The 17,199-nt window shown below is 75.9% G+C and carries 15 protein-coding genes; 8 read left to right on the top strand and 7 right to left on the bottom strand.

Going from position 1 to position 17,199, the window contains the following annotated elements; genetic code table 11:
- Window positions 1-104: 104 nt before the first annotated feature.
- The 5 genes from ACI784_RS06210 to ACI784_RS06190 form a co-directional block, all read right to left on the bottom strand.
- Window positions 105-1,649 carry an ATP-binding cassette domain-containing protein gene (locus ACI784_RS06210; RefSeq protein WP_457012837.1) on the bottom strand — a complete coding sequence of 515 codons (1,545 nt, stop codon included), beginning with the start codon at window positions 1,647-1,649 and terminating at the stop codon, window positions 105-107.
- A gap of 161 nt (window positions 1,650-1,810) precedes the next feature.
- Window positions 1,811-3,394, bottom strand: a complete 1,584-nt coding sequence (locus ACI784_RS06205; RefSeq protein ID WP_457012836.1) for a glycoside hydrolase family 13 protein — start codon at window positions 3,392-3,394, stop codon at window positions 1,811-1,813.
- An 82-nt stretch (window positions 3,395-3,476) separates the two neighbouring features.
- Window positions 3,477-3,911: a globin gene (locus ACI784_RS06200; protein ID WP_456922697.1), complete on the bottom strand. Its 435-nt coding sequence runs from the start codon at window positions 3,909-3,911 to the stop codon at window positions 3,477-3,479.
- Window positions 3,908-5,143, bottom strand: coding sequence for an MFS transporter (locus tag ACI784_RS06195; RefSeq protein ID WP_457012835.1), 1,236 nt, complete (start codon window positions 5,141-5,143; stop codon window positions 3,908-3,910). Before ACI784_RS06195 ends, ACI784_RS06200 begins: the two co-directional genes overlap by 4 nt.
- 77 nt (window positions 5,144-5,220) lie before the next feature.
- Window positions 5,221-6,240, bottom strand: a complete 1,020-nt coding sequence (locus ACI784_RS06190) for a mechanosensitive ion channel family protein (protein WP_457012834.1) — start codon at window positions 6,238-6,240, stop codon at window positions 5,221-5,223.
- Window positions 6,241-6,482: 242 nt separating this feature from the next.
- Between ACI784_RS06190 and ACI784_RS06185 the strand changes: the two genes are divergently transcribed.
- Window positions 6,483-7,457: an ABC transporter substrate-binding protein gene (locus tag ACI784_RS06185; protein ID WP_457012833.1), complete on the top strand. Its 975-nt coding sequence runs from the start codon at window positions 6,483-6,485 to the stop codon at window positions 7,455-7,457.
- 203 nt (window positions 7,458-7,660) lie between these two features.
- Here ACI784_RS06185 and ACI784_RS06180 read toward each other — a convergent pair whose 3' ends face one another.
- Window positions 7,661-9,739, bottom strand: a complete 2,079-nt coding sequence (locus ACI784_RS06180; RefSeq protein ID WP_457012832.1) for a prolyl oligopeptidase family serine peptidase — start codon at window positions 9,737-9,739, stop codon at window positions 7,661-7,663.
- Window positions 9,740-9,976: 237 nt separating this feature from the next.
- Here ACI784_RS06180 and ACI784_RS06175 point away from each other — a divergent pair, with 237 nt between their 5' ends.
- From ACI784_RS06175 to ACI784_RS06160, 4 genes are all read left to right on the top strand, one after another.
- Window positions 9,977-10,471: an HNH endonuclease gene (locus ACI784_RS06175; protein ID WP_457012831.1), complete on the top strand. Its 495-nt coding sequence runs from the start codon at window positions 9,977-9,979 to the stop codon at window positions 10,469-10,471.
- Window positions 10,468-11,331 carry an SCO6745 family protein gene (locus ACI784_RS06170; RefSeq protein WP_456922691.1) on the top strand — a complete coding sequence of 288 codons (864 nt, stop codon included), beginning with the start codon at window positions 10,468-10,470 and terminating at the stop codon, window positions 11,329-11,331. The genes ACI784_RS06175 and ACI784_RS06170 overlap by 4 nt, the downstream gene beginning before the upstream one ends.
- A 478-nt stretch (window positions 11,332-11,809) precedes the next feature.
- On the top strand, window positions 11,810-12,841 hold the full coding sequence (locus ACI784_RS06165; protein ID WP_457012830.1) for a hypothetical protein: 1,032 nt from the start codon (window positions 11,810-11,812) through the stop codon (window positions 12,839-12,841).
- A gap of 1 nt (window position 12,842) precedes the next feature.
- Window positions 12,843-13,511 carry a class F sortase gene (locus ACI784_RS06160; protein WP_457012829.1) on the top strand — a complete coding sequence of 223 codons (669 nt, stop codon included), beginning with the start codon at window positions 12,843-12,845 and terminating at the stop codon, window positions 13,509-13,511.
- Here ACI784_RS06160 and kynU read toward each other — a convergent pair whose 3' ends face one another.
- Window positions 13,512-14,768 carry a kynureninase gene (gene kynU / locus ACI784_RS06155; RefSeq protein ID WP_456922688.1) on the bottom strand — a complete coding sequence of 419 codons (1,257 nt, stop codon included), beginning with the start codon at window positions 14,766-14,768 and terminating at the stop codon, window positions 13,512-13,514. It abuts the gene before it with no gap.
- A gap of 33 nt (window positions 14,769-14,801) precedes the next feature.
- On the opposite strand from kynU, the gene ACI784_RS06150 reads away from it, so the two are divergent.
- Genes ACI784_RS06150 through ACI784_RS06140 form a run of 3 tightly spaced genes read left to right on the top strand, consistent with a single transcriptional unit; the run spans window position 14,802 to window position 17,050 of the window.
- A complete protein-coding gene (locus ACI784_RS06150; protein WP_457012828.1) occupies window positions 14,802-16,235 on the top strand; it encodes an amidase in 1,434 nt (477 codons plus the stop codon).
- A gap of 38 nt (window positions 16,236-16,273) precedes the next feature.
- On the top strand, window positions 16,274-16,537 hold the full coding sequence (gene ctaJ / locus ACI784_RS06145; protein WP_456922686.1) for an aa3-type cytochrome oxidase subunit CtaJ: 264 nt from the start codon (window positions 16,274-16,276) through the stop codon (window positions 16,535-16,537).
- A 48-nt stretch (window positions 16,538-16,585) separates the two neighbouring features.
- Window positions 16,586-17,050 carry a DUF5130 family protein gene (locus ACI784_RS06140; RefSeq protein WP_457012827.1) on the top strand — a complete coding sequence of 155 codons (465 nt, stop codon included), beginning with the start codon at window positions 16,586-16,588 and terminating at the stop codon, window positions 17,048-17,050.
- Window positions 17,051-17,199: the final 149 nt, after the last annotated feature.

The raw sequence follows: 17,199 nt of genomic DNA, 5'->3' as shown, positions 1-17,199 counted from the left end.
CCCCCCCGCCCCCCCCCCCCCCCCCCCCCCCCCCCCCCCCCCCCCCCCCCCCCCCCCCCCCCCCCCCCCCCCCCCCCCCCCCCCCCCCCCCCCCCCGCCGCGCCTCAGGCGGCGGCGGTGGCGGCCTCGACGATCCGCTCCCGCACGGCGTCGACGGCGAGCTCGCCGGTGTCGATCCAGCGGGCGACGCGGCCGTCGGCCACGATGCCGACCCGGTCGCAGAAGTCGGCCAGCTCGTCGGGGTCCACCGACACCACGACGACCGAGGTGCCGTGCGCGGTCGCCTCGTCGATCAGTTGGCGCACCTGCTGGCGGGCCCGGACGTCCAGACCGCGGGCCGGCTCGTGCAGCACGACGACGTCCCGGGCCGAGGCCATCCAGCGGGCCAGCGCGAGCTTGTGCTGGTCGCCGCCGGACAGCGCGCCGACGGACGTCCGGATGCTCAGCGTCTTGACGTCGAGCCGGTGGACGGTCCTGATGACCCTCCGCAGCGACGCGATCTCCTTGCGCAGGTCGGTGAGCGCGCCCCACGGCTCGTCGGTGAGGGTGCGGGCGATCGTCTCGCCGGGATCGACCCCGTAGGCGTCGTCGTCCGGCCGGTACGCGGGCAGCCGCAGGGCGGCGTCCTCCGCCGAGGGGTCCAGCGAGCGCGGCTCCCCGTGCAGCACGGCCTCGTCGCTGAGCGCGGGCAGCTCGCCGGTGAGGGCGCCGGCGATCTCCCGGACGCCGGACGTGCGGTGTCCCGTCAGGCCGACGACCTCGCCCCGGCGCAGCAGGAGGTCCACCCCCTCGACCCGTCCCGGAACCCGCAGGTTGCGGACCGACAGGGCCACCTCCTCGGAGGGCGCCGGGCGGGCCGGCCGCGGGGCCGGGGCCTCCTCGGGCGGGGAGAGCGGGGAGAGTGGGACGACCGCCGGCTCACGGCGCACCGGCAGGGACACCGGCCCGCCCACCGTCTCGGCGGCCAGCCGCACGGGGTCGAGGGAAGCGCTCGGGCAGTCCAGCGCGATCCGGCCCTCGCGCAGCACCAGCACCCGGTCGACCACCTCGAGCATCTCGGGCAGCCGGTGGCTGATGTAGAGCACGCCCCGGCCCTGTCGGCTCAGCCGGCCGGCGACCGCGTGCAGCCGGGTGACCTCCGAGGGCAGCAGGACCGCCGACACCTCGTCGAGCACGACCAGCCGGGTGTCCTCGGCGAGCACGCGGGCGGTCTCCACCAGGGGGTGCACGAAGTGGGGCAGGTCCCCGACGAGGGTGTCCGGGTCGGCGTCGAGGTCGACCTCGGCGAGCAGCACCCGTGCCTGCTCGCGCAGCTCGGCCTGCGGGCGCCCGGCGTGCGACGTACCCCGGAACACGGCCTGGGCGAGGGTGAGCCCCGGGTCGATCCGCACCAGCTGCTCGACGACCCCGACCCCGACGTGGCGGGCGTCGTCCGCCGACAGGGGGGCGTAGGGGGAGCCGTCCAGCGTCATCGTCCCGGCGTCGGCCGCGGTGATCCCGGAGACGATGTCACCGAGGGTGGACTTGCCCGCGCCGTTGGTGCCGACGAGCCCGACGATCTCGCCCTCGGCGATGCGGAAGGAGACCTCCCGCAGGACCCGCCTGCCGCCGAAGGACTTGGTCAGGCCCTCGACCTCGAGCAGCGTCATGGACGGGCGGCCTCCCCCCGCAGTGGTCCCCGACCACGGGGTCGGTCGATCGTCGTCTCAGCGTCCCCCGCGACGCCCCGTCACGGGTCCGATGCTACCCGCGCACGGGGGTGGCGCCTCCCGAACCGCGGCGTCCGGGAGGCCCTCCGGGCGCGTCCGGCTCAGGCCCGCAGCCACACCGCGGTGTCGGCGGGGACGACGCCGCCGGTCACGTCGGCGCTGGCCAGCAGCACCTCGCCCTCGGGCAGCGGCACGGCCTCCCCGGAGACGTTGACCAGGCACACCAGCCCACCGGGACGGCGGAACGCCAGGCAGCCCGCCGGTGCGGGCAGCCACTCCAGGGACTCGCCGCGCAGCGCCGGCGACGTCCGCCGCAGCGCGAGCGCGGACCGGTACAGCGACAGCATCGAGCCCGGGTCGGCGGCCTGCGCCTCCGCGGTGAGCGGGCCCCAGCCCTCCGGCATGGGCAGCCAGGTCTCGCGGCGGGAGGAGAACCCGTACGCGGGCTCGGTGCCCGACCACGGCACCGGGATGCGGCAGGCGTCGCGGCCGCGCTCGGCGTGGCCGGAGCGCTCCCAGATCGGGTCCTGCAGCGCCTCGTCGGGCAGGTCGACGTCGGGCATGCCGAGCTCGTCGCCGTTGTAGACGTAGGCCGCGCCCGGCAGGGCCAGCTGCAGCAGCGCCGCCGCCCGGGCCCGCCGGGTGCCCACCTCCCCGCCGCCGTAGCGGGTGACGTGCCGCGGCCGGTCGTGGTTGGACAGCACCCAGCAGGCCGGCGCGGGGGTGCCCGCCACGGTGGCCAGCGAGTGGACGACGGCGTCGCGCAGCTCGTCGACGTCCCAGTCGGCGGTGAGCAGCTTGAAGTTGAAGGCCAGCTGCAGCTCGTCGGGGCGCAGGTACTGCGCCAGCCGGTCGTCGTCGGAGACCCACACCTCGCCGACGGCCATCGTGCCGGGGTGCTCGTCGAGCACCGCCCGGATCCGACGGTGCACCTCGTGGACGCCGTCGTCGTCGAAGCGGCGGTCGCCGGGGCCGTGGTCGTCGAGCAGGCCGGTGTCCTCCATCGGCTCCATGTCCGGCAGCCCGGCGGGCTTGGCCATGCCGTGCGCGACGTCGATCCGGAAGCCGTCGACGCCGCGGGCCAGCCAGAAGCGCATCGTCGCCTCGAGGTCGGCCACGACCTCGGGGTTGGTGAAGTCCAGGTCCGGCTGCTCCGGGGCGAACAGGTGCAGGTACCACTGGCCGCCGGGCACCCGCGTCCACGACGGCCCGCCGAACACCGAGGGCCAGTTGTTGGGGGGCTCGGCGCCGTCCGGGCCGCGGCCGTCGCGGAAGAGGTACCGCGCCCGCTCGGGAGAGCCGGGCGCCGCGGCCAGGGCCGCCCGGAACCACTCGTGCTGGTGCGAGCTGTGGTTGGGCACCAGGTCGACGGTCACCCGGATGCCGGCGGCGTGGGCCTCGGCCAGGAGCGCGTCGAACTCGGTGAGGTCGCCGAAGACCGGCTCGACGTCGCGGGGGTCGGCCACGTCGTACCCGTGGTCGGCCATGGGGGAGGGGTAGAACGGCGTGATCCACAGCGCGTCGACGCCGAGCTCCACCAGGTGCGGCAGCCGGGCGCGGATGCCGGCGAGGTCACCCACGCCGTCGCCGTTCCCGTCGGCGAAGCTGCGGATGTAGACCTGGTAGAAGACCGCGTCGCGCCACCAGTCGGCGCCGGTCGTGCGGGCAGCGGAAGGGGACAGCACCGGGCTCCTCGGGGTGTGCGGGCGTTCGGCCCCGTCCAGAGGCTCGCGCCGAGCCTGCGAGGCGTGAGGACGGGGCCCTTGTTCAGACGGTGGAGAGGGTGCCGGGCGCGTCGTCGGGCCAGCGGTTCTGCATGCTGCGGGCAGCCATCTCCAGGTAGCCCCACAGCGTGGCGTCGTGCTCGGCGGACAGCTCCAGGGAGTCGACGGCGTCGCGCATGTGTGCCAGCCAGGCGTCGCGCTCGGCGGGGCCGATCGCGAACGGCGCGTGGCGCATGCGCAGCCGCGGGTGCCCGCGCTGCTCGGAGTACGTCGTCGGCCCGCCCCAGTACTGCTCGAGGAACCCGCGCAGCCGGGTCTCGGCGCCCTCCCAGTCGTCCTGCGGGTAGAGCGGCGCCAGCACCGGGTCGGTGCGCACCCCGGCGTAGAAGCGGGCCACCAGCCGCCGGAAGGTCGGCTCGCCGCCGACCTCGTCGTAGAACGTCCGTGCCGAGGGCAGGGACCGGCTGGACTGGCTCATGCCACCGATCGTCCCGCAGGCTCGGCGCCTGCTGCCACGTGACCCTGCGTACGTCGGTAGGCGACCAGCGGCGGGACGACGGCGAGCAGGCCGACCGCGCCGAGCAGCGCCCACACGCCACCGGCCGGCAGCCCCTCGGCCGCGAGGCCGGCGACCAGCACCCCGAGCCCCTGGACGCCGTACAGCCCGCTGGCCGCCACCCCGAAGGCGCGGCCGCGGTAGGCCGCGGGCACGGCCTGCACGAACGCGACGTTGAGCGGGATCACCCAGGCCGCGCCGAGGCCGGCCACGAACGTCAGCGCGACCACGACCGCGTAGGCCCCGCGGCCCGGGCCGGCCCAGACGGCGACCAGCCCGGCCAGCAGCACCGGCACCAGGGACAGCAGCACCAGGGTCGGCACCAGCCGTTCGCGGCGCTCCTGGGTGAGGGCCCGGGCGACCAGCAGCCCGCCGACGGTGACGCCCAGCGGGTTGGCCGCGAGCAGCAGACCCACCTGCGTGGCGCCCTGCCCGAGCTCGTCGGCCAGCGGGGTGGCGATGCCCTCGGGCGCGTTGGCGAACAGGGTGCCCACCCAGGTGAGGGCGATGATCGCCCGCAGCCGCGGGGTGCGCGCGATCAGCCGCAGCCCCTCACCCGTGCCCCGCCACACCGATCGCGGCTCGCCCGCCCGCCCGTCGTCCGGGGCGGGGCGGGGCCGCAGGCGGGCCTTCAGCCAGCACGCCGACAGCACGAAGGTGGCGGCGTCGAGCAGCAGCACCGCCGAGGGGCTCAGCAGCGCCACCAGGACCCCGCCGAGCAGGAACCCGGCCATCTGGGCGACCTGGGAACCGATGTTGGTCAGCGAGGTGGCGACCGCGTACCGGTCGCCGTCGAGCACGTCGGCCATCAGGGCCGAGCGGGCCGACTCGAACGGGGGCGCGCACAGCGCGACCAGCAGCAGGAGGGCCAGCAGCACCCCGAGCGGCGTGCCGGGGACCGCCATGCCGGTGACGAGCAGGGCGCGGGCGACGTCGGCGGTGATCAGGACCCGGTGGCGGGGCAGCCGGTCGGCCAGCGTCGACAGCAGCGGGCCGCCGACCAGCCACGGCAGGTAGCTGATGCCGAAGGTGATCGCCGAGAGCAGCGGGGAGGAGGTGCGCTGGTAGACCAGGACGGTCAGCGCGACGCGGGCGAGCTCGTCGCCGATCGTGGACAGCAGGTAGCTGCCGGCGAGCGGCCGGAACTCCCGCACGGCGAAGACCTCACGGAAGGTCGCCGGGCGCGTGCGCGTCGCGCCGGCCGGGCTCGGGCCCGCCGGCGCACCCCCGCTCAGCGGGCTCCTGCCCCGGCGCCGGACGCCGCGCTGAGCAGCGGCAGCGGGGTGCGGATGCCCTCGGCGACGAAGCGCTCCTTGAGCCGCATGCGCAGCTCGCGCCCGACCCGCCACTGGTCGGCGTTGGTGCTGCGCACCTGCAGCCGCATGAAGACGCCCTCCGAGGTGATCTGCTCGACGCCGAGGGACTCCGGCGCCGCCAGCAGCGCGGGGGCCCACTCCTCCTCGGCGTACATCTCGTCGGCCACCTCCTGCATGATCGTCCGGCACCGCTCCAGGTCGGTGTCGTGGGCGACCGGCATGTCGATGACCACCTGTGCGTAACCCTGGCTCTTGTTGCCCACCCGAAGGATCTCGCCGTTGCGGGCGTACCAGACCACGCCGTTCACGTCGCGCAACCGGGTGATGCGCAGCCCGACCGCCTCGACGGTGCCGCTGGCCTCACCCAGGTCGACGACGTCGCCGACGCCGTACTGGTCCTCCAGGATGATGCCGATCCCGGCGATGAAGTCCTTCACCAGGTTCTGCGCACCGAACCCCAGCGCGACGCCGACCACGCCGGCGCTGGCGAGGATCGGCGCCAGGTTGATGCCGAGCTCGCCGAGCACGAGCACCACGGCGATGCCGAGCACCACGATCGAGGCGAACGAGCGCAGCGCCGAGCCGATGGCCTCGGCCCGCTGTGTGCGGCGGGCGGCGAGCTGGTCGAGGACGGCGTCGCCCTGCGCCGTGGCGCGGGCACGCCGTCCTCGCAGGATCGAGGGGACGGCGCCGGTCGCGGTTCGCTCGGTCAGCCGGCGGATCGCGCGGTGGGCCAGGTACCGGACCAGCGTGGCGAGGACGACGATCAGCAGGATCTTCGTCGGCTTGGCGATCAGGGCCTGCGCGTTCTCCGCCAGCCAGTCCATCCCGAACCAGTCGTAGACCTGCTGGCAGAGCCAGTAGTCGGCGCAGTCGGGGACGGACCCGGTCAGGCCGTCGTCGGCAGCAGCGAGTACGGAGGGTGAAGCAGTCATCACGGAAATACTCTCAGGTTCCCCGCCCGAAAGGGGATCACTCCCGAGCCTCCCACGCCGCCGATCGCCCCGTCCCTGCCCCTGCGGCCACGGTCCGGTACCGGAGCGGGCACGAAGCGGTAAAGGCCCCGGCGCGCGTGTTGACGTGCTCTGGACGACCACCTAGCGTCCGCCGCCGACCATCCGTCGGGGACGCGGAGAACACGCGCCCCGACCTGCAACAGCCAGTTCCTGGAGGACCAGTGCGTCGTACCTTGATCAGCCTCACCCTCGCCAGCACCGTGGTGCTGGCCGCGTGTGGAGGCGGCGACGAGGAGTCCGCCGGCGGGGGTGGGGGCGAGGGTGGCGGCCTGACCTCGATCCGCGTGGGTGCCATCCCGATCGTCGACGTGGCCCCGCTCTACCTCGGCATCCAGCAGGGGATCTTCGAGGAGGCCGGCCTGGAGGTCGAGCCCTTCCTCGCGCAGGGTGGCGCGGCGATCGTGCCGGCCGTCGTCAACGGGGAGGCCCAGTTCGGCTTCTCCAACATCACCAGCCTCCTGCAGGCGACCGGGCGCGGAGTCCCGCTGGCCCTGGTCGCCCCAGGCCCGGGCGCGACCGGCAACCTCGAGGACGACTTCGCCGCCGTCGTCGTCCCGGCCGACAGCCCCGTCCAGAGCGCGGCGGACCTGCCGGGCCTGCGGGTGGCGATCAACTCGATCAACAACATCAGCGACACCGTCGTCCGCGAGAGCGTGCGGCAGGCCGGCGGCGACCCGACGACCATCGAGTTCGTCGAGATCCCCTTCCCCGACATGGTGGCCGCGGTGACCACCGGCCAGGTCGACGCCGCGTTCGCCGTCGAGCCGACCGCGACCGCCGGTGAGGCCGCGGGCCTGCGCCGGGTCTCCTTCCCGTACGTCGAGACCGACGACGACCTGACGGTGGCCGGGTACTTCACCTCCGACCAGTACGCGGCGGAGAACCCCGACGTCGTCGAGTCCTTCGCCGAGGCGATGGTCGAGGCGCAGGAGTACGCCCAGGCCAACCCCGACCAGGTCCGCGAGGTGCTCGGCGAGTACACCCAGATCGCGCCGGAGGTCGCCCAGGAACTGACGCTGCCGACGTTCCAGAGCGAGATCAACCGGGAGTCGGTCGAGCTGCTGCTCCAGCTCGGTGAGCAGGACGGCATCATCGAGGGCGACGTCGAGCTGGACGAGCTCTACTTCGAGAACTGAACCCCGCAGGGGACGCCGGGCCCCGTCCCTCTCCGCTCAGGAGGGGGGCGGGGCCCGGTCCCGTTCAGCCGGTCAGGCCGGCTCTCGCGGCGTTCTCCGTGCTCGTGCGGCACTGCGCGACCGCGAGAGCAGGCACGACACCGCAAGACTCCCGGCCCGGTGCGCGTCCGAGGCGCCCCGGATGTCGTTGCCCGCCTCCGGGCTCACCCCGCCGCGGAGCCCAGCCCGGTGTGCGCGGCGAGGAACGCCAGCTGGTCGGCGGCCAGCCCCACGGTGCGGCTGACCGCGCGGGCGCCGTGGCCCACCTCGGTCTCCCGGCGCAGCAGCACCGGCGCCGGCGCGGTGGTCGCGTGCTGCAGCGCCGCCGCGAGCTTGCGGGCGTGCAGTGGGTCGACCCGGGTGTCGGACTCGAACGTCGTGAACAGCACCGCCGGGTAGGCGGTGCCCTCCACCACCCGGTGGTAGGGCGAGTAGCCCAGCAGCCAGCCCAGCTCGGTCGGGTCCTCGGCGGAGCCGTACTCGTCGTTCCAGGTGCGGCCCAGGCCGAAGCGCTCGTAGCGGACCATGTCCAGCAGCGGCGCGCTGCAGACGACGGCCGCCGCGAGGTCGGGCCGCTGGGTGAGGGTCGCCCCGACCAGCAGGCCGCCGTTGGAGCCGCCCATCACCGCGAGCTGTGCGTGCGACGTCCACCCCTGGGCCACCAGGTGCTCCCCGGCCGCGGCGAAGTCGTCGAAGACGTTCTGCTTGCGCTCGCGCATGCCGGCGCGGTGCCACTCCTCGCCGTGCTCGGAGCCGCCGCGCAGGTTGGCCACCGCCCACACGCCCCCGGCCGCCACCCAGGCCAGCGCCTGCGCCGTGTAGGAGGGGGTGAGGGCGACGTTGAAGCCGCCGTAGCCGTAGAGCACCGCCGGGCGCGGGGTGTCGGGGGCGCCGCTCCCGGACAGCACGAACAGGTGGACCGGCGTCCCGTCGGCGGAGGTCGCGTGGGTCTCCACCACCCGCACCTGCGGCACCTCGCCGGCCACCGGCGCCTGCTCCCACCCGGTCAGGGCGGTCGGCTCGGCGGCGTCCCAGCGCAGCACCGACGGCGGGGTGGCGTGGTCGGTGAAGCCCACCCACGCGGTGGTGCCGCCCTCCGGCGGCGCGCTCACCCCGGACACGCTGCCCGGGGCCAGGTCGGACACCTCGGCCACCCGGCCGGAGCCGTCCCCGGCCCACACCGACAGCCGGTCCGTGGCGTCGACCGAGTGCACGGCGAGCACCTGCAGGCCGCCGTCCGGGCCGTCGACGAGGGCCACGTCGGTGAGGACGCCGTCCGCCTGCTGCGGGACGACGTCCCGCCACGCCTCCGGTGCCCAGGTGGACGGATCGGCCGGGTCGGCGACCGCCAGGCGCCAGCGCGGGGTGCCGCGGTCGCTCATCAGCCACAGCCGGCCGTCGCGCGCCACCCAGGCCGCGGTCTGGGCGTCGACGCCGACCTGGAGCTCGCGCAGGACGCCGTCCGCGGTGAGGTCGGCCAGCCACACGTCGTCCCGCGGGGCGGTGCCGACGGAGGCGGAGACGACCAGCCACCGGCCGTCGCGGCTGGTGCGCGCCCCGAAGTAGGTCGAGGGGTCGCTGCCCTCGCCGTGCACCAGGACGTCGCCGTCCGGGTCGGTGCCGACGCGGTGGCGCCACACCCGGCGGTGGAACTGCTCCTCGCCGGCGGGCACGAGATCGGGCGCGAGCCGGCGGACGTAGAACAGCTCCTCGCCGCCGGGCAGCCAGGCCACGGGGGAGTACCGGCAGCGGTCGACCGGCCCGTCGAGCTGCTCGCCCGTGGCGACGTCGAGCACGTACAGCCGCGACTCCTCGTCGCCGCCGGTGGACAGCTGGTAGGCCAGCCGGTCGCCCTCCCACGAGGGTGACCACGCGTCGAGGGTGGTGGTGCCGGACGGGTCGACGGCCATCGGGTCGACGAGCACCCGCTCGGTGCCGTCGGGCTCGCGCATGCGCAGGACGGCGTGCTCCTGCCCGGGGTCGCGCCGGGTGGAGAAGGCGCGGCCCGCGCGCCACACCGGGACGCCGACGGCGCCGGCGTGGACCAGCTCCTCCAGGCGCGCGGCGAACCGGTCGCGCAGCGGCAGTGCGGCCAGGGCCTCCGCGGTCAGCGCGTCCTGGGCGCGGGTCCACTCGACCGTCCGCGGGTCGGCCGGGTCCTCGAGCCAGCGGTACGGATCGGCGACGGCGTGTCCGTGCAGGTGCTCGACGAGGTCGAGCCGGGGGGCTTCGGGATAGCGCACCCGCGCCACGGTAACGAGGCCGCCGTCGCTCCCCGAAGGCGCGCAGGCCCCGGTCCAGGCCAGAATGGGGGAGCCCACGGGTCGCACTGCACCCGGCGCGCGGCCCCGGGCGCTCGGAGGTGCCCCGTGCCGCGTCCTCACCACGGGTCGTCCGCAGGCCATCCAGGTCCGCGGCGCGACCCCCACTCCCCACCGGCGCCGCCTGCCCCCGCGCGGGCGACCAGCGCCGCGACGCTGTTGCTCAACGCCACGTACGAGCCGCTGTGCGTCGTCTCCAGCCGCCGCGCCATCGTGCTCGTGCTCGCCGACAAGGCCGTCTCCGTCGACTGCTCGCCGGAGGAGGTGCACTCGGAGTCGGTGACCCTCCCGGTACCCGTGGTGGTGCGGCTGACCCGCTACGTGCGGGTGCCCTACCCGGCGCAGGTGCCGCTGTCCCGGCGGGCGGTGTTCACCCGCGACGGCTCCACCTGCGTGTACTGCGGGTCCTCGGCGACGAGCATCGACCACGTCGTCCCCCGCAGCCGCGGCGGTACCCACACCTGGGACAACGTGGTCGCGGCGTGCCGACGCTGCAACCACACCAAGGCCGACCGGTCGCTGGCGGAGCTGGGGTGGAAGCTGCCCCACCCGCCGCGGACGCCCAGCGGCGCGGCCTGGCGGCTGCTCGGCGCCCGCACCGTCGACCCGCGCTGGCGGGAGTGGCTGGGCGTGCCCGAGAGCGTCAGTGCATGACCTCGCCGGCGACGGCGCGGCGGTTGTGGGCGCTCGGCGAGCCGTACCACGCGCTCACCTACTTCGCCGACGAGTGCCGGTCGGCCGCCGAGGCCGCCGGACTGGACGGGTTCTGGTCGACCTACTTCGCGCTGCGCGCCGCCCCGCTGGGCCCGGCCGGACCCGAGGTCGTGACGGCGACCTTCTACAACTTCGCGCCGTCGTTCGTGGCCCGCCGGGTGCCGGCCGTCTGGCGGTCGGTGACCCCGGCGCGGGCGCTGGAGGCCCGGCTGGCGGGGGTGGACGCCGCCGTCCGGCGGGTGCTCGGCGCCGACTGGCCGGGCTCGGCGGAGGCCCTCGAGGCGGCGGGTCTGCTCACCGCCGCCGCGCGGGCCGTCGACCTGCCCGGTCGCCCGCTGGCCGCGGCCAACGCGGGCCTGCCGCTGCCGGAGGAGCCGCACCTGGCGGTGTGGCAGGCGCTCACCACGCTGCGGGAGCACCGGGGCGACGGGCACAACGCCGCGCTGCTGCAGCGGGAGATCTCCGGGGTGGGGGCACACGTCCTGGCGGCCGCGGCGGGTCGGACGGAGAAGGAGTGGCTCATGCGCGCCCGCGGCTGGGACGCCGAGGCGTGGGACGCCGCCGCGGACCACCTGGCCGGCCGCGGCTGGCTGGCGGGGGAGGAGCTCACCGCCGAGGGGGCCGCGATCGTCGCCACGGTCGAGGCCGACACCGACCGGCTGGCCCTGGGCCCCTGGCGGGAACTGGGCGACCCGCACTGCGACCGGCTGGCCGAGCTGCTGGGGCCGGTCCGCCGCGCCGTCCTGGCGGCCGGGTTGTGGCCGGAGCGCAACCCGATCGGCGTCCCCGACCCCGACTGACCGGCTTGGTGGTGTATGCCGCCGCAGGCGCCCACAGTTGGCAACTGTCGATGTCTGGCAGCGGGCGGATCGTCGCTGCCTCGGCAGTGCTCCACAGCCTCATTGCCCACACGCGTGACATTGGCGTGCTTCTTCGCCAGAGCGCACACGAGGACCGATACGTTCCGGATCACCGGCGCGGTGAGCGCCACTGACCCGGAAGGCGCTGCCGCGCATGTCCCTCCGCACCACTCCCCGGCGTCGCACCGCCGCGCGGCTCGGGGTGCTCGGCCTGGTCGGTCTCACGTTCCTCGGCTTGGCCGCTCCGGGGGGGGGGGGGGGGGGGGGGGGGGGGGGGGGGGGGGGCGGGGGGGGGGGGGGGGGGGGCGGGGGGGGGGGGGGGGGGGGGGGGGGTGTGGGCGGGGGGGGGGCGGGCGGGGCCGGGGCCCCCCCCCCCCCCCCCCCCCCCCCCCCCCCCCCCCCCCCCCCCCCCGCCCCCGTGACCGTGTCCCTGGACCCGGCAGAGGTGGAGCTGAGCCTCCGCCCCAAGGAGAACGTGGGCGAGCACCCCGGTTTCGTCCCGTACGCCGACCCCGAGACCCGGTTCGTCGACATGGCCTACACCGGGTCGGCGCGCCTGCACCTGCCCCAGCAGGTCGACGCCAGTGCCATGGTGGCCTCGCTCGACCTCATGCCGGCACCGGGTGCCGTCCCCACGCGGAGCTACTCCACCGGCGCCGCGCTGCCGGCAGACCAGCTGGTCGTGACCGCCCTCGGCGACGGCTGGTACGACGTCGTGATGCCGGCCGATGACGGTGTCAACGGCCCCTACGCGAGGTTGTCCTTCGCCGGCATCACGCCGGCCACGGGCGTAGGCGCCGGGATCACGTTCATCGACCCGCTGAGCTATCAGTACCGGTTCACGGGCACGGTCCCCGGCTTCCTCCAGTACGCCGTCCCGCAGCTGGTCGCCACCGCGGCGCTCGGGTGCCCGGCCGGCGCGTCCACCCCGTGCGTGACGGCCACCGTGGTCGCCGGCTCGGACCTGTCGCTGCCCGTTCCGTCCGGCTCGCGTCTGCGGGCCCTCGGACTCGGGGACCCGCAGTCCCCGTTCGTGTGGACCTCCCTGCAGACCCGGGACGCCCACGGCGGCGTGTCTGCCGAGTTCGAGCACCGGACGCAGCTCGGCCCGGAGGGGCTGACCGTCACGCTCCCGGCGGGCCTCGCGGCCGGTCGCTACCACCTGGAGGTGCTGCTCGGCGTGCCCAGCCGGCTCCCGGGCGCAGGCACGACCAATCCCTCCGAGCTGTCGGTCACCAGCTTCGACATCGAGGTCACGGCCGCTCCGGTGACGGCGGCTCCGGTGACCCCGTCGCAGAACCAGGGCCTGCGCTCGGAGACCGGCTGGGTCGAGCCCGCCGCCGGCACCGACGTCTCCCCGGTGGTCGTCCTCGGTGGCGGCATGGTCGTCGCCGCCGGCCTGGCCACCGCGGCCGTCCTGCGCCCCGGGCGCCGCGCCGCCGGGGAGTGACGTGCCGCGGCTGACCCGACCGACCCGGCGCGCGGCGGCTCTCTCGGGGGCCGCCGCGCTCGGCGTCACCGGGGTGCTGGTCCTGGGCGTCGGGCTGCACTCGGGCCCGGCGACCGGATCGACCACGCCGTCGGCGTCCGCGACGGCCGTAGCGACGGCGGCGGCACCATCGGAGAGCCCCTCGCCGAGCCCGACGCCGACCGCGCGGGCCACGCCGTCGTCGTCGGTGCACGTGGCGATCGACTCCGTGGGCCTGGACCTCCCGCTGCTGCCCCTCACGCCGGAGCGCGGGGTGATCGACCCACCGACGCTGACCGCCGCCTACTGGATCGAGCCCTACGGCGCGCCGGTGGCCAGCGCCGAGCAGGCCGACAACACCCTCTACATCGCGGCCCACTCGGCCGGCCGCGGGGACGACGGCTTCGGCCCGCTGCTGACCGCCGACCACCGGCGGGGCGCGGTCGGTCCGGGCGACGTCGTCGACGTCCGGACACCGGACGGCACGGTCAGCTACACCGTGCAGAGCACCGCCCGCTACGCGAAGGGAGAGCTCGCCGCGGCCGACGAGGTCTGGCGGGCGGTGCCGGGCCGGCTGGTGCTCATCACCTGCTTCCAGCGGGCCGACGGGCGCGCCGCGACGGAGAACTTCGTCGTGGTCGCACAGGCCTGATCAGGTGACGCGGGCGCGCTCCACGGGGTAGCCCTCGTGGGCGCCGGTGGCCAGCACCTCGCGGAGGCGGTCCATCGCGTCCCACACGTCGACGAAGCGGGTGTAGAGCGGCGCCGGACCCAGCCGCACGCGGTCCGGCGCCCGGAAGTCGGGCACGACGCCGCGGTCGACGAGGGCCTGGGTGAGCTGCCAGGCCTGCGGGTGGGCGAGGGTGACGTGCGAGCCGCGCCGGGCCGGGTCGCGGGGGGAGGCCAGCGCCATCCCGCGCGGGACCAGCCAGGCGTCGGCCAGGGCCAGGGTCAGCTCGCCCAGAGCCCGGCCCTTGGCGGCCAGCCGCTCCACCCCGGCCTCGGCGACCAGCCGCGCCCCCACCTCGACCGCGGCCATGGCGACCACCGGCGGCGTCCCGACGCCGAACCGCTCGATGCCGGGCACGGGGTCGTAGGCCGGGCCCATCTCGAACTGGTCGCGCTGGCCGAACCAGCCCCAGATCGGCTGGCGCAGCTGCTCCTGCAGCTCGCGCCGCACGTACAGGAACGCCGGGGCGCCGGGCCCGCCGTTGAGGTACTTGTAGGTGCAGCCGACGGCCAGGTCGGCGCCGTTGGCGGCGAGGTCGACCGGCACCGCACCGGCGGCGTGGGAGAGGTCCCACAGCACCAGCGCGCCCACCTCCCGGGCGGCGGCGGTGACCGCGGGGACGTCGGCCAGCGCTCCGGAGCGGTAGGCGACGGCGGAGAGGACGACGACGGCGACCCGCTCGTCGAGCGCCCCGGCCAGCACGGCCGGGTCCAGCCCCTCGTCGACGTCGGCCGGCACCTCGCGCACCGTCATCCCGCGCGCCGCGGCGACCCCGGCGACGATGTAGCGGTCGGTGGGGAAGTCGTCGGCGCAGCAGACGAGCACGTCGCGGCCCGGGCGGGCGTCGGCCGCGGCGACCAGCAGCTTGTAGAGGTCCACCGACGTCGAGTCGCTGACCAGCACCTCCCCCGGGCGAGCGCCCAGCACCCCCTCGGCGAGGAGGTCGCCGATGCGGGTGGCGGTGCCGATCCACGACGACCACGAGCCCACCAGCCCCCGCGCCCACTCATCCTCCACGACCCGGGCCAGGGCGGCCGGGGTCTCCCGGGGCATCCGCCCGAGGGAGTTGCCGTCGAGGTACAGCACGCCGTCGTCCCCGGCGCCGGCGAACCGGGAGCGGAAGCCGGCCAGGGGGTCCGTGGCGTCCAGGTGCGCGGCAGCGGTGCGGGAGAGGTCCACGCCGTCCTGTCTACCGGGCTAGCGTCGCCGGGCGTGACGCCGGGAACGCAGCTGCACGACCTGACCGCGCTCGAGCAGGCCGCCGCCGTCCGGGCGGGGGAGGTGACCCCCACCGAGCTCGTCGAGCACGCGCTGCGCCGGATCGAGGCCCTCGACCCCGGCCTGGGGGCGTTCCTCACCGTGACCCCCGAGCGGGCGCTGGCCGCGGCCGGCCGCGCCGAGCAGCGCCTGCGCCGGGGCGGCGAGCTGCCCCCACTGCTCGGCGTCCCCACCGCGATCAAGGACCTCAACAACACCGCCGGCGTCCGGACGACGTTCGGTTCGGCGCTCTTCGCCGACAACGTCGCGACCGTCGACGACCACGTGGTCACCGCCCTGGCCGCCGCCGGGACGATCAGCGTCGGCAAGACGAACACACCTGAGTTCGGGTTCCCCTGCTACACCGACAACGTCCTGGCGGGTCCGGCGCGCTGTCCCTGGGACCGCACCCGGCTGGCCGGCGGGTCCAGCGGCGGTGCGGCGGTGGCGGTGGCCGCGGGGATGCTGCCGTTCGCGCAGGGCAGCGACGGCGGCGGGTCGATCCGCATCCCGGCCAGCATCAACGGGCTGTACGGCATCAAGCCCAGCCGGGGCCGGGTCAGCAACGCCCCCCTCGGCGGCGACGTCACCGGTCTGGGCACCAACGGGCCGCTCGCGCGCACCGTGCGGGACGCCGCGGCCATGCTCGACGCGATGGCCGGCCCGGTGCCCGGGGACGCCACGTGGGCGCCGCCGCCCCCGCCGGGGGAGACGTTCCTCGGCTACGCCGACCGGCCGGTCGGGCGGCTGCGGATCGGCCGGCACCTGAGCTCGCCGATGCCCGACGTCACGCTCGACCCGGAGGTGCAGGCGGCCTTCGACGACGCCTCCCGCCTGCTCGAGGAGCTGGGGCACGACGTCGAGGACGTGCCGGGCGGCCTGCTCGGGCCGGACGTGCTGGCGGCCTTCGAGCGGGCCTGGACCCTCTCCGGGACGCTGCTGCCGGTGCCCCCCGAGCGGGCGGGGGAGCTGCGCCCGCTCACCCGGGAGCTGCGCGCCCGCGGGCTGGCGCAGTCGGCGCAGTCGGCGATGGAGGCGCTCACCGCGCTGCGGCTGTTCTCCCGCCGCTTCATCCAGGCGACCGCGCGGTTCGACGTCCTGCTGGCGCCGGTCACCACCATGACGCCGCGCCCGCTGGGCTGGTTCGACGCCGACGGGGACGGCGCTGCCGACTTCGAACGGCAGAAGCGCTACGCGGCGTTCACCGCCGTCTTCAACGTGACCGGCCAGCCCGCGGTGAGCGTCCCGCTGCACTGGACGGACGGCGGTCTGCCGGTCGGCAGCATGCTCGTGGGCCGGCCCGCCGACGAGGCGACGCTGATCGCGCTCTCGGCCCAGCTGGAGGCGGCACGGCCCTGGGCGGGACGCCACCCCGCAGGGTGGGACTGACCAGGAGGCGCGGGGCGGCTGACGGTAGGTTGTGGCCCGTGACCGTCGCCGAGACCCTCCTCGTCTACGTGGTGGCCCCGCTGGCCGTGATCGCCGTCCTGGCGCTGCTGACGTTCCTGCCCGGAGCGCGCAACCGCAAGGCGCGCTACAAGCCGGGGCAGCCGTGGGAGCACGAGCCCGTCTGGTTCGAGCCGCACACCGCCTCCGGCGGGCACGGCGACGGCCACCACGGCTCGCACGCCCTGACCGCCGGGACGTCGGCCTCCGGCCGCCCCTACGGCGGCGCCCGCGGGACCTGGTGACGGCATGAGCACCTGCACCTCCACCGAGAACGCCCCGGGAGGCCGGAGATGACCCGCGCGCTGGAAGCCACGTCGCACGACACGGCGACGTCCGCCGGGACGGCGGCGACGCGCACCGACGAGGCCGAGTCCCCCAACTCGATCTTCAGCTACCGGGAGCTGCTGCGCCTGGACGAGGCGCTGACGATGTCCTCCCGGGAGACCGGCCTGCGGTTCACCCTCTACGTCGGCGAGCTCGGGTCGCAGACCCGGCGCCGCGCCGAGGAGCTCTTCGAGCACTCCGGCGGCACCCTCCCCGAGTCGGTGCTGCTGGCGATCTCGCCCGGGCAGCGGGTCGTGGAGGTCGTCGTCGGCGCGGCCGCGTCCCGCCGGCTGCCCGACCGCGCCTGCGCGCTCGCGGTGCTGTCGATGACCAACGCCTTCGCCTCCGGCGACCTGGTCGGCGGGATCGTCAACGGGCTGCGCCAGCTCTCGGACCAGGCCGGCCACCCGCGGTACCTGCGCGCCCACTGAGAGAGGACCCCCTTCCCCCCACCGCTCGGAGAAGGACCCCGTCCTCCCCACCCTTCGCGAGCTCAGGGTGGGGCCCGGGACGGGGCCGGACCCTGCAGGGGGCCGACCACTCCAGCCGACAGAGGCCCAGGACCCACCGGGTCCTGGGC

Source organism: Geodermatophilus sp. SYSU D01186, assembly GCF_054050215.1.
Note: the sequence above shows the minus strand (reverse complement) of the source record. Positions and strands in the feature narration are given on the sequence as shown.

Bases quoted from the DNA above. Each gene is read 5' to 3' on its own strand.
- ACI784_RS06170 (WP_456922691.1), top strand. From the start codon at position 10,468: ATGACCTCGCCGGCGACGGCGCGGCGGTTGTGGGCGCTCGGCGAGCCG.
- ACI784_RS06200 (WP_456922697.1), bottom strand. From the start codon at position 3,911: ATGAGCCAGTCCAGCCGGTCCCTGCCCTCGGCACGGACGTTCTACGAC.
- ACI784_RS06140 (WP_457012827.1), top strand. From the start codon at position 16,586: ATGACCCGCGCGCTGGAAGCCACGTCGCACGACACGGCGACGTCCGCC.
- ACI784_RS06190 (WP_457012834.1), bottom strand. From the start codon at position 6,240: ATGACTGCTTCACCCTCCGTACTCGCTGCTGCCGACGACGGCCTGACC.
- ACI784_RS06210 (WP_457012837.1), bottom strand. From the start codon at position 1,649: ATGACGCTGCTCGAGGTCGAGGGCCTGACCAAGTCCTTCGGCGGCAGG.